Here is a 12,507-nt window from a genome sequence, read left to right as displayed (position 1 = left end):
GCCAAATTTCTCGCAGTTCGGGAAACACCTTCTTTTTTGCGGAGTTCCGTCATGAAAGCCATCATCATCGCGGAGGACTTCGCCGGCATGCGCGCACAGGGGGCGGGACTGGCTGAAAAGGCCGGACTTGAATGGGATTTCCGCCCTGTGTGCATCCAGCCGTTCTGGTCACGTTTTCCCGCCCGGTACTGGCCTTTTCCCCTGCGGCGGGTCGATCCCATCAGGATTCCCGAAGACACGCGGCTCATTATCTGTATTGGGGGGACGGGCGGGGTGGTCGGCCGGGCTGTAGCACGGCGTGAGGGACTACCAGTCGTACAGATCCAGAACCCGCGCATTCCACCCCAAAAGTTCGATCTGGTAATTGCCAACACACATGATGGCATCACTGGGCTGAACGTCTTGATCTCGCGCAATGCACTTCATCCCATAACGCAGCAGAAGCTCGATCTGGCACGTGCCCAATGGGAAGGGCGGCTAAAGCGGGATGAACGTCCGCTTCTGTCCGTTCTGATCGGGGGCGCAAATGGCCGTTTCACACTGGGGGCGGCAGAAGCGGAACGGATAGCGGAAGGGATCATCGCTTTTACGATGCGCAGCACCATGCAGGCCGTTCTGACACCCTCGCGCCGGACCGATCCGGCTGCGGTCGCCATTTTTCGCGACCGGCTGGAGCCGCACGGAATTGCCGTCCTAACGGGAAGCGGCGATGACAACCCGTATATGGGTATGCTGGCCTGTGCGGACATGATTGCTGTGACGACAGACAGCGTTTCCATGATTTCCGAAGCAGTCGCGACATCAGCCCCAGTGCTGGTTTTGCCACTGCCCGGGCGGTCCAGCCGGATCTCACGCTTTGTGAAAACACTCGAAGACGCCGGGAACGTGAAAATGTTCGACCCTGAACAGGCCCCGTGGGACGTGGCCCCGCTTGACGATACCCCCCTCGTGGCGAGAGAAATGCGCCGACGTCTGAAGCTCTGAAAGGGCCCTGTATGCTCGATATCCGCACCTTTGGTCCGCAGGGTGGCAATATTCTGTACAAGGCGCTGGCACATCCGCTGGCCGCCGAAGCCCTCGTTCGCATGGAAGCCGAATTCGCCGGGCGGACCCTCGCTGTCTACGATCCGGATGATGCTGCACGTACGCTGGCTGCGCTCTATCCTGGCCTGAAACCGGCCCATGTCTATGTTCATGACACGGAGCAGGTCGGAAAGCCGGACGGGTTTGGCGGGACACTGCGTGCGCTTGTGGATCTTCCGACGACGGAAGCGGATGTCATTCTCGCCCTGTCGTTTGAAGATGCGAAAATGCGTACGCGCCTGAAGGGGCTCCTGAACGGACGGGAACTTCAGACCCTCGCACCCGCCCGCCTTCCGGATAACATGCTCGTTAAGGGGCGGCCGTATCTGGACAAGCTGAACTTTGCGACCAATTTTGCTTTTTTTCGCGAAACGGACCGCTTTTCCTGCCGGATCGTGACGGCCAACTACTGGTCCAGCTATGCCGCTGAAAACCTGCGCTACTGGATGCGGCTGTATGACGAAACCGGCAACATCCTGGCGCAATGGGAACAGCCGGTAACGGAAGCCGGTGCGGGAATTACGATCGACAGCGCCGAAGTGCGGCACCAGTTTGATCTGCCTGAGTTTACCGGACAGCTTTTCATTCACGTTCTGGGCGCGCGTGGGCATGACGTCGTAAAATACGCGCTCGATAGCTGGGGCAAGAACGGCGATCCGAGCCTGTCCGTCACGCATGACGCGAATGCCTGGCCCTCCGTGCGTTATGCGACCCTTCCGGCCCCTGAGCCTGACGAGACACTGATCGTCTGGGTCCAGAACAGCCATGCGACGACGATTCCGGCGGGTGCGATCTCATTTAATCGTATGGGTGAGGACACGGCGCATCCGCTCGATCGGGCGGTCGGACCGTTCGAGACGGTGGCTGTCGATGTGGGTGCGCTCTTTCCGGGACTACACTGGCCTGCACAGCTTGAACTGCGCTCCGGGCGGCATCTGGTTCGCCCGCGCTATGAAATCACCCAGCGGGGCCTGACCCGCATTGCCCATCTGAACGTGGAGCGGGACAATTTGCGTCCCGACCCCGCCATCCGTCAGTTTCCGCCTTCGCTGGGCCGGGGCTTCCTGCTGCCGTTCCCGATCCTCGACCCGAAGCGCTTCGAGACCTTCCTTCAGCCGAACCCGATGTCCGAAGCACTGGAAACGCTTCCCGTCAGGCTGGACCTGTTTGATGAATCCGGAGAAAAGACCGGCTCACATTTTCTTGGAAACCTCCCGCGCAATCACGACACCACCGTGGCCCTACATGACCTGACCAACCGTCCCGGCCATGCGGATCTGGTCTATGATTTCCGCGATGGTGGCGAGGCAGACGGCTGGTTGCATGCCATGATGCGTTATCGCAACCGCGAGAGCGACCACGCGGCCGAAACAAGCTTCGGAGCGCATATCTTCAACACGCTCATGACGTGGCGTTCAGAACCTCAATCCTATTCCGGTCCACCGCCGGGCCTGACAACGCGGCTTTTCCTCAAACTGGGGCAAAAAACAGCCCAGGACACGCTGCGCAGCTTCTGTTGCCTGATCCATCCAGCCTCTGTTAAGGGAACGGAAGCCTCGGAAACGACGCTTCTGCTCCACGGCGCAAACGGAAGCCTGCTGTCCCAGACAACCATAAGGATCGCGCCAAATGGATCATTCATGGTCCGCCCGCATGAACTGTTCGAGGCATCACATCTCGAACGGGCAGGGGAGGGCGGCTATGTCCTTATCCGTGACCTGACCTGCCGCCTCTTCGGCTATCACGGACTAGAAAACGGGAAGGGCGCATTCTCACTGGACCATATGTTCGGCTTCTGAGCGCCAGAACAGGGAAGCCGGAGCGAACAATCCGGCTTCCTGAGAAAAAGACCTTGTCAGAAAAACATCACCTTGCTAGAAGCCCGTCCAGCGGATGGGCGCGTAGCTCAGCGGTAGAGCACTGCCTTCACACGGCAGGGGTCACAGGTTCAATCCCTGTCGCGCCCACCATCCTAAATCCTTGAAAATAAATCATAACATTCTTGATATCTAATCTTGCATGAGACAGATCGAGGCAGTGTCGTGAATATTTTATTTCTGATCGTGGTAACACCTCAAGGCGGTGAGGGGTTACTTCTTGCTTTCCTTTTAGAGAAATAACACAATTTCATCCGAAGTATTTTCTTGGGTTAAAAGTGATGGGACGTCGCACACCATCATCACAGATAATTAAATGTCGGACTGTTTATACTTAGTATCTCTGAGAAAAATGAAATATTGACATCAATACTATCTTAACTGGGATGTAGAGAGAACAATTTTTCCAGCAAAATTCCGATCTTCCAGCAGGCGATGGGCATCCTGTCCTGCACTCAATGGAAAGCTTTGGATGCGAGGTAATGTAATATCGCCTGCAGCCAAGGAAGCGAAAAGGCGGTTTACGCGGTCTTGGCGGCTCTTGCGGCTATCCAGATAGGTCCATAGATCTCCGCCAATGATAGCTTTTGACCCTTCCATCAAATCAAGCGGGTTTATGAGCGGAGGCTGTCCCCCGGCTTTGCCAAAAATGACTGCGCGACCACCAGGGCGTAATACAGCCATACTTTTCATCAAGGTTGTGCCAACCGAATCATAGGCAATATCGACACCTTTCCCGGTGTCCTGCTGAATAAGTGTCACCCAGTCCTGCTCATAACCATATGTTGCGATAGCGCCGTTTTCGCGGGCCTGCGCACGCTTTCCAGGCGTTGAAGCCAGTGCATAGACCTGAGCGCCCCGTGCGGTCGCCATCTGTGTCAAAAGCCGACCAACGCCTCCTGCTGCTGCCTGGATCAGTATCTGGTCGCCAGCACGCAAGGCTCCGCTGTTCTCAAGCAGATACTGCGCTGTTAGCCCCTGAAGCAGTAGAGCGGCAACATTCTCGTCTTCAACGTCATCTGGCAACGTGACCAGTTGATCAGGAAGCGCAACAACGAGGCTGGAATGGGCACGAGGCACATCTGCAAAGCCGACACGCTGCCCTATCTTCCAATCCAGGACATCCGCGCCAACCGCCACGATGCGGCCGACACCTTCGTAGCCACCAATCCATGCCGCCTCACCCTGTAATATATAGTGGCCCTGACGCCGATAAATATCCGCGAAATTCAAACCAACAAAAGATGGAGCAATCAGTACCGAATTTTTGTGCAAAGTGGGAGAGGGGATATCCCCGAAAGACAAAACATCTGAACCTCCAAAATTTTTGAAATATAACGCTTTCATAATTACATACCTTTATTATCATTAGCTTGATTACATTCTTTTTGGTTCAAAATAAATTCTACTATAGCTTCAAACTGGAATTAATCGCCAGTTCGTGTGATATTTCCAAACCATCAGTTTTGAATGAAGTCGTTTTATGGATCGTCTGACAAGTATGGCCGTTTTCTTATCGGTCATCGACCTGGGCAGTTTTACTGCAGCAGCCGAACGGCACTCAATTTCCGGCCCCATGGTCGCCAAGCACGTCAATGCACTTGAAGCAGAGTTTCAGACACGCCTTTTACACCGAACAACACGCCGGCTCACATTGACGGAGATTGGCTCGGTTCTGGCGGAACGATACCGCAGAATACTTGCTGATATGGCAGAGGCCCAAAACGTCGCACGAGCGGCAGTGATCAAACCTTCGGGCCGTCTGCGCATCAGTGCACCAGTGACGTATGGAAGCCTGAGAGTTGCTCCATTACTGGCAAGCTATCTCGAGCTTTATCCGGATGTCCAGGCGGAGCTTATGTTTGATAACCGTATAGTGGATCTCATCGAAGACAGCTTCGATGTCGCGTTTCGGATCGGAGAGTTGAAAGACGACTGGCTTGTTCCCAGTCGTCTGGGTTCCTACCAATCTTTTCTCGCTGCAGCCCCCGCTTATCTTGCTAAATATGGATGTCCACGCAGCATTGAAGATCTTCAGTTCCATCGCCTGATCGGCTTTCCTCAGTGGCAATCAGACAATGTGTGGACGCTTTATGGACCAGGCGGGGAATATCAAATTCCATTACCGGCGGCCCGGATACGCATCAATCACGCTGCTGGTCTGCGTGAGGCTGCAGTTGCCGGCTTCGGAATCATTCTTCAGTCCTCATTAGCACTGGAGTCTGAATTATCAGCCGGACGACTTGTAAGAATCCTGCCGGATTATGCGCCAATGCCGCGTCCCATTAATCTTCTTCATCTACCTGATCGACGAATGCCCGCAAGCCTCCGTTTATTTATTAATTTTATTAAAAATAATATCTAAGCATGAAAAATATTATTGAATATACATATTATTTCTTTGTAGTTTATTTTTGATATTTATTTTTTACTCAAATAGATACAATTATCTACAAAATCTATGAAAATCATGGCTTTTTGAATGGCATCGAAAAACGCACAATACACTTAAGTTGCTTGGCTGCGCTTATGATGCTATCGCCCAGAAAATCAGCTTATAGAAAGAAAAAAGAGTGAAGCGACAGTATTTTCCACTTATCGACCTGCTTCGTGGTTTTGCTGCGCTTAGCGTTGTTGTCTATCACGTTGTCAATCATTTCAATTGGACCTCATTCCCCATCGATGGACCATTATGCTGGTTTCGAATTGGCTGGATGGGGGTGGATCTGTTCTTTGTTATTTCCGGGTTTGTTATAGCCCTCACCACCATGCGTACGTATGATAGAAGTCCAAATTATCCTCAATTCTGTAAGACTTTTCTTACCCATCGTATGGCGCGTATTGTTCCCTTATATTATTTAACCTGCTTTATATTTATTATTTTTATTCAGCCTGCATTTCTATTCTCAGATAATTTCAGTCATCTTCTGGGAACGCATCTTCTTTTTATTCACAACTGGTTCATTACCGATCAGGGGGCAATTAACGGTGTTAACTGGTCTTTGGGTGCGGAGATGCAGTTCTATGTTTTGATGATGTTGGTAGCGCCCTGGCTTGCGAAAGCGCCCTGGTGGCTTATTGCTATGATAACCATAACAATCTCGTGGTGCTGGCGTGCGGTAGTCTTTCACTACGCCACGGAAAATGGAGCACCAGACGTCTATCATGAGTTCGTCTACTCAACACAGATGCCTGGAATGCTTGATGAATTTGGCTTCGGTATTCTTACTGCTCGATTTGTCATAAGTGAGTTCGGCGGAAAATTAATGGATAACCGCCTTTTCTCAATTGCTTTTTTACCGATTGCCACGCTGGGAGCCATTCTGGTTACGAAATCCATATTCTGGCAAGAAGCGGATTACTGGCAGTCTGCCCCAATGGTCATCTGTTTCCGTACACTGCTGGCAATATGCTGCTTGTTGGTGATTCTACTGATGTGTAGCCTAGGCCGCAGTGAAACACTCTGCAGACTTTTACGCCCACTGACCTATATTGGAACGATTTCATATGGGATATATCTTTGGCACCTTTCAGTAATTCTATCACTACATCGCCTTGACTGGCTTACCGGGCAACGCTGTATCTGGATTGTTCTGGCTGCCTCGATCATTCTTGCGATGCTTTCTTGGCATTTCTTTGAAAAGCCGATTTATCAGCGGTTTGCTCGCAAACCCGCTCCCGACAAACCGGTAAATATACTCCAAACCATGTCCTGAACCGTAGTCGGTAGGCACAGGCATTTTCCTACCGGCGAATTAATATTGTTTTACGATCTACTCGACTTGCAACGGCATGAATTGTAAGCGGGAGATAGACCTCCAGAACATTCAACACCGAGCGGTTCACAACAAGCCCTAAAAGGGGCCAGTTTTTACGGATTTGTATTCTTAACCGGTTCACGCGGCGATGCTCCTGATCTGGGATGACTCACGAAGGGGTTCGTGAGGCGAGCTGCGTACTTTCTTCTTTTCTGATTTTGTGGAATTCCTCATCCATCAGTTCGGAAGCGAGGCGGAAAGCCCGTTTCGCGTGGGCATAAGGAAGCCACTGGCCCAAAGCATTCCAAGGCATCCCGTTGTTGTAAGTCGCCACTGCGATCAGGGTTTCCCCCGTTGTTGCATCCGTCGCTACAAGCTCCTCGCTTGCTCCACCAGGAAAAGGCGGTGGGATCGGGGGCATGCCACCACCTGCAGCGCCTGCTGCAAATCCTGCAACGACTGGAATGGCATTATAGTACCACTTGCTACGGCGAATATTGGTAATGGCTGCACGAATACGAATAGTATTGTCACAGGTCGTGCCGCATTCTTCCGGCGTAATGATCTGGAAGTCATGCGCGAGTGCTTTAGCGAGTGAGTCGTGGAAAGCCTGCGTCATACGGGCTTCGGCCTTGGAATTGAGCTTTGGTGCCTTTGCAACCGGATGCCAGACGACTGGATCGATGACCATGAAGCGATATTTTGCGGCGTCGATCTTCGGAGACACGTAAACCAGATCGTCCGTATGGTCCTTCTGGTGCGTCATCTGCCCATAAGTGTCTTTTGGAATGAAACCCGTCTGAGTAGGCTTCTGACCTGCACATCCCGTAAGGGAAAGGATGAATGCACAGGAGATCAATACCGGAACGGCCGGTAAAAAGCGTGATGATTGATTTAGCTGAGTACTATTTGCGAGAAGCGTCATGGTGTGGTTCTTTTCTGAAAAAGAAGGTTAATCCAGAAGCTGCAGCACTCTGATTATGCGAGCGCTGCGTGTTGAAGCCACTTTAAGGAACCTACTTTTCCAGCGTGTGTCTCAAATATACCAGTTCTGAAACATGCGTCTTTTTATCGAATTTTCGGAAGGATGATCTGGACTTCGAGGCCACCTTCGGGGCGATTGACCATTATGATATCGCCGCCATTGGAGCGGACGATGGTTTGTGCGGATGTCAGTCCCAGACCCACTCCGCCAGTCTGGCGGTTACGTGATTTGTCGAGGCGGAAGTAGGGCTCGAAAACTTCGGAGAGCGCGTCTGGCGGGATGCCTGGCCCCCTATCGCGAATCAGGATCCTGTAACCCCCATCGCCAGATGCCTCGAGGGTAATAGTCGGTGGGGTTGCATATTTGATGGCGTTTTCAACCAGGTTCGAAAAGACCCGCTTCATGGCATAAAGCTGACCGACATATCCTGCTTTTGCAGGCCCATCATATTCCACGAAAAACTCCTGATCGCAGTAATCGTTTGCGATGGTCTGCAAGAGTCCCGGCAGATCGAACATGATACTGTCTTCGCGCGATGCATCATTGCGGAAGAAAGACAGCGCGCCATCAATCATGGCCTGCATTTCATCTACGTCCCGGAACAGGTTTTTTTGCTGCTCCGGGCAGTCGATGAACTCACCACGCAGCCGAATGCGCGTGAGAGGAGTACGAAGGTCGTGCGAAATAGCGGCCAACATGGTTGTTCGATATTCAATGAACTGCTGGATCTGGGCCTGCATGCCATTAATTGTTTCCGAGACGAGCCGGATTTCGCGTGGCCCGTCCTCTTCTAGTCGGGCAGAGCGGGGCTGAAGCCCGAGACTGCGAACCGCGCCTGCAAGATGCTCGATCGGACGTGACAGCTGACGAGATGCGATTAGGGAAACAGCAATGGCCCACAAAGCAAACATCAGGAACTGAAGACAAAAGCGCTCAAACGCATAAAGGCCCCAGAAGCGTTGCAGCGCGACACACAGGATCCAGCTTCCATCGTCCAGTTGAATTCCCGCGAAATAGGCATCGTCGAAACGGGATCTGTCATAAGGAAGACCAGCGGTCCGGGAGACAGGATTATTTTCCTGAAAAACAACCATCCGATCCGGATGTTGCCCAAGATAAGGCTGGAGAAACCGCCACCCTTCAGAGATTTCATCACTACTGTAATGGCCGTTTTGAAGAGCCTGGGCCAGTAGAGAGTCTGATGGATACCATGCGAAATGGACCTCATCAGTGTTCGCTGCCCGGGCCAGATGCTCACGGTCGGATGCCGGGGCAGCACTTACAATACGGATAACCGCCCCGACCTGACTGACCACGCCAGCTTCCTGGATATCGGGCTTGGCCCACTTGCCCCCAAAGGTGAAAAACAGTTCGAGAAGAACAAGTGTAACAGCGGCAGCAAGGGTAACGGTAACAGCTAGGCGCCTTGCAATGGTGTCTTCCATGAAGGATGGGCGTTTCATACGCGAGTCACCGTCGTTTCGAAAATATAGCCACCATTGCGAACCGTGCGGATCAGGGCGGGATTTTTGGGATCGTTTTCCAGCTTGTGGCGCAGGCGGCTGACCTGAACATCGATACTGCGGTCGAAAGCCGCATGATCAGGGCCACGGGCCATATCCATGAGCTGATCGCGTGTCAGAACACGCTGGGGGTGCTCCACGAACGACAGCAGAAGATCGAACTCTCCGCTGGACAGCAGAACCAGAGAATCATCAGCGGACCGCAGTTCGCGACGGGCAACATCGAGCTGCCAGTCTCCGAATTTCAGGACCGGTCGCGTCGGAATACTGCATGTCACCGGCGCGGGCTCAGCCGTACGCCTCAGCACGGCCTTGACCCGGGCAAGAAGCTCGCGCTGATCAAAGGGTTTGGTCAGGTAGTCATCAGCCCCAATTTCCAGCCCCACCACACGGTCTGTGTGATCAGCCATGGCGGATAACATGATAACCGGTATTTTCGAGGAGGATCGCAGCCGCCGACACAGACTAAATCCATCTTCGTTGCGAAGCATAATGTCGAGAATTACGAGATCGATATTCTGCGTGCGCAGAATATCGAACATCGCTTCCCCGTCTTCCGCCACGGAAATGCGATAATTATGTCTTTGCAGAAAACTGGTCAGGAGCGTCAGAATGTCCTGATCGTCATCAACAATGAGGAGGTGAGGCATGGAAATCATCTCCTGCTCATAGCACGCCCAAATGTGCTGCATGATGTCTGGTCAGGACAACATATTTCAACTCTGAAATATGTTATCCTACTGTCTAAATCACATTGAATGACATGTGGTATACCTCATATTCCCAATGAGAGTGACAACTATTTATTTTTATCATGCATCAATACTTTTACCTTCGCATATCGCCACGATATCTATTAATAATTTAAGTAAAAGCCTCATAAATCGAGCGCATTACATGAATAAATAACCAATTATTTCAATAAACCTCTGTTGCGATCGCTGATTGTTATATCAAATGGTCGAAAAATTTTAATGAACGAAAAATGAAGCCGCGTGCGCTTCATTCCTCTCATGTCAATACCAAAAAACCATAGGATACGTACGAATATCGCGTTATGAAGATGCAGATGTCTTTTTCAGAAAGTTGATCATGCCTTTCCTGACGCTCTTAACTCTGGCCGGTTCGCACAATACATGAATCTCTTTTCTTTCCGAAAGAAGGTAACTGAACCATCATTTGCTGTCATGACAGGCGGAACGGGAGGGATTGGCAGCGAAGTTGCAGAAATTCTTTTGGAACAAGGTTGGGACGTTCTTCTTCTCACGCGCCATCCCCAAAAGGCAAAAGATCAGATTCAGAGCAGAAACGGGAAATTTGAGTCTATATACTGCGATTTAACAAAACCTTCAGACCTAGAGGCTTTGAGTGCCTCAATTTTAAAAAAACATAAGACCATAAGGTTTCTGCTTCATTGCGCAGGTAAAATACAGCCGGAATTTACGAAAAACATTACACATTCCAGTCTTCAAGAGCAGATGACAGTCAACCTGACGTCACCAATCCTGTTGACCAGTCAATTACTTCCTGCACTTTCACCCAATGGACATATTATCTTTGTCAATTCCATTGCCGGTGTCATGCCGCTGCAGGGAAGCTCGATTTATAGCGCCACGAAATTTGGTCTAAGAGGGTTTGCCCGTTCGCTTGCACTTGAATTCAAACCAAAGACAATACGCATTTCATCCATTTTCCTTGCGGCAGTTGATACCCAGATGCTCGAGGAGGAAACGCGCGAGGGCGGCTCCGTTCTAAACTTCGTTAGTCAGCCTCTGTCACCTCGTTACGTCGCTAACCTTATTGTTCGCACCAGCAAGGGCGCTGGACGTGAAATTTTCCTACCAAAAATAGATGGAATTTTTGCGCATGCCTGCCTCATCATGCCACGGCTCTTACAGATCAGTACGCCATTGCTGGAAAAAATAGGGCAGGTTGGATTGAAACGCTTTTTAAAAAAAAGAGGCATTTAAGAATTCAGAAAATAACAAATGATTGAAATTTTTCAATTATACAGAAAAGAAATTTATGATTTCATTAAACAAGAATTATACCATTATATATTTACAAAGTTCTATTTTATAAATTTTTTAGAAAAATAGATGATTATACTTCGAACTTTCAAACGAATTAGTTCGCTCCAAGCAAAACCGGCTGATTTTCTGCAAGTAAAACAGCATTCTTCTGACTGGTTTGCAGAGCAGATCAGCCGTAAAAAACGAATTGCCGCTACAACTTTAAAGGTGAACGACAGAAATCTTGGCCATCAATCCAGACTGAGGAACCCCCGGCGTTAGGGTAGAGGCCCTAACGCTTCCAGAGCTGTTTGTTCAACAACGATCCCTTAATAACCATATTATACGCAATGGCTGCAGTCTGGCACTGCGTTATCATCGATACATTTGCCCAAAAAACTATGATTTACCTAAATAATCTGCAAGTTCAGGCGCTTAGAAAGACGTTTCGCAGCTTTACGAAAGGCGTGAAAGAAATTTCGGTCGATCGCCACACTTCCACCAGACATACCAATAAATCCTTCTACCATCCCGTTCTGAAGCAGACCCTCCGAATGGACGAGCATCCCGTCCGGGTCTTCCATACAGCCTGAAGAAGGGGCGTCACTCTCTCGACGTTCTCGAAGGTTTTCACTCCAGACATCACGCCAATATGTCTCAACTTTCTCGGAATAAAGCCGCCCATCGACCGTATAGGCTTCCATCGGCTTGCCAAGACCCATCATGTAGCCGATTTCGACAGCAGTTCCCGGATCCATTTCGGGGGAACGGCGGAACGGATCGATACAAAACAGCCCTGCAACACAACGGTCCATCAGATCACGATCCGCGCGGACGAAAGCGAGAATGGTTTCGCGACCCGGAGGAAGAAGGCGTGCTTCGGCCTGACCGTCAAATGGCGCAACACCGTCAAGGCCATATTCGGCACAGATCGATTTCAGCTGAGCAAAAAGGGCGAGGGCTTCCGGACGGAAGACCAGATCCCCCGCCAGATAAACTGGAATAAGATTTCCTGACATAGACCCAAGCCTCTACACGTTCTCAAAGCGTGAAGAAAGCCTGCCAGAACCATGTGGCTGAACAGCTATGCAGAAGATTTTTCTAGAAGATTAATTTTTTTAGGGTCGCACTGGCGGAGGGGATGGGATTCGAACCCACGATACGACTTACATCGTATAACGGATTAGCAATCCGCCGCCTTCAGCCTCTCGGCCACCCCTCCGCGCTTTACGCAGTTCACACGGCGTATGCAGGAGTGTTCTTAGGGGG

10 protein-coding genes and 2 tRNA genes are annotated in these 12,507 nt (G+C 50.8%); 6 read left to right on the top strand and 6 right to left on the bottom strand.

Features of this window, described 5'->3' with window-relative positions; all coding sequences use genetic code 11:
* Positions 1 to 51 precede the first annotated feature (51 nt).
* From JK202_RS03175 to JK202_RS03165, 3 genes are all read left to right on the top strand, one after another.
* Positions 52 to 984 (top strand): mitochondrial fission ELM1 family protein, encoded by a 933-nt coding sequence (locus tag JK202_RS03175; protein WP_211558043.1) that lies wholly within the window; start codon positions 52 to 54, stop codon positions 982 to 984.
* An 11-nt stretch (positions 985 to 995) separates the two neighbouring features.
* Entirely contained in the window at positions 996 to 2,882 is a 1,887-nt protein-coding gene (locus tag JK202_RS03170; protein WP_211558041.1) for a hypothetical protein, read from the top strand.
* A 96-nt stretch (positions 2,883 to 2,978) separates the two neighbouring features.
* A tRNA-Val gene (locus JK202_RS03165) sits at positions 2,979 to 3,053 on the top strand.
* A gap of 279 nt (positions 3,054 to 3,332) precedes the next feature.
* On the opposite strand, the gene JK202_RS03160 is transcribed toward JK202_RS03165, so the two are convergent.
* Positions 3,333 to 4,307 carry a zinc-binding dehydrogenase gene (locus JK202_RS03160; protein ID WP_211558039.1) on the bottom strand — a complete coding sequence of 325 codons (975 nt, stop codon included), beginning with the start codon at positions 4,305 to 4,307 and terminating at the stop codon, positions 3,333 to 3,335.
* 136 nt (positions 4,308 to 4,443) lie between these two features.
* On the opposite strand from JK202_RS03160, the gene JK202_RS03155 reads away from it, so the two are divergent.
* The gene (locus JK202_RS03155; protein ID WP_211558037.1) at positions 4,444 to 5,325 is read left to right on the top strand and encodes a LysR family transcriptional regulator; all 882 of its coding nucleotides are present in this window, start codon (positions 4,444 to 4,446) and stop codon (positions 5,323 to 5,325) included.
* A 208-nt stretch (positions 5,326 to 5,533) separates the two neighbouring features.
* The gene (locus JK202_RS03150; RefSeq protein ID WP_211558035.1) at positions 5,534 to 6,676 is read left to right on the top strand and encodes an acyltransferase; all 1,143 of its coding nucleotides are present in this window, start codon (positions 5,534 to 5,536) and stop codon (positions 6,674 to 6,676) included.
* Between the two features lie 211 nt (positions 6,677 to 6,887).
* On the opposite strand, the gene JK202_RS03145 is transcribed toward JK202_RS03150, so the two are convergent.
* From JK202_RS03145 to JK202_RS03135, 3 genes are all read right to left on the bottom strand, one after another.
* Positions 6,888 to 7,577 carry a DUF3313 family protein gene (locus JK202_RS03145; RefSeq protein ID WP_408872135.1) on the bottom strand — a complete coding sequence of 230 codons (690 nt, stop codon included), beginning with the start codon at positions 7,575 to 7,577 and terminating at the stop codon, positions 6,888 to 6,890.
* A gap of 209 nt (positions 7,578 to 7,786) precedes the next feature.
* Positions 7,787 to 9,166, bottom strand: a complete 1,380-nt coding sequence (locus tag JK202_RS03140) for an ATP-binding protein (protein ID WP_211558026.1) — start codon at positions 9,164 to 9,166, stop codon at positions 7,787 to 7,789.
* Positions 9,163 to 9,885, bottom strand: a complete 723-nt coding sequence (locus JK202_RS03135; RefSeq protein WP_211558024.1) for a response regulator — start codon at positions 9,883 to 9,885, stop codon at positions 9,163 to 9,165. The genes JK202_RS03140 and JK202_RS03135 overlap by 4 nt, the downstream gene beginning before the upstream one ends.
* 477 nt (positions 9,886 to 10,362) lie before the next feature.
* On the opposite strand from JK202_RS03135, the gene JK202_RS03130 reads away from it, so the two are divergent.
* On the top strand, positions 10,363 to 11,196 hold the full coding sequence (locus JK202_RS03130) for an SDR family NAD(P)-dependent oxidoreductase (RefSeq protein ID WP_211558022.1): 834 nt from the start codon (positions 10,363 to 10,365) through the stop codon (positions 11,194 to 11,196).
* A 452-nt stretch (positions 11,197 to 11,648) separates the two neighbouring features.
* Here the strand turns inward: JK202_RS03130 and JK202_RS03125 are convergent, their stop codons facing one another.
* Positions 11,649 to 12,257: a nucleoside 2-deoxyribosyltransferase gene (locus tag JK202_RS03125; protein WP_211558020.1), complete on the bottom strand. Its 609-nt coding sequence runs from the start codon at positions 12,255 to 12,257 to the stop codon at positions 11,649 to 11,651.
* 111 nt (positions 12,258 to 12,368) lie between these two features.
* A tRNA-Ser gene (locus JK202_RS03120) sits at positions 12,369 to 12,460 on the bottom strand.
* Positions 12,461 to 12,507: the final 47 nt, after the last annotated feature.

It is taken from the genome of Gluconobacter sp. Dm-62 (genome assembly GCF_018256155.1).
Lineage (GTDB): Bacteria > Pseudomonadota > Alphaproteobacteria > Acetobacterales > Acetobacteraceae > Gluconobacter.
This window is presented reverse-complemented; position numbering and strand designations above follow the sequence as displayed.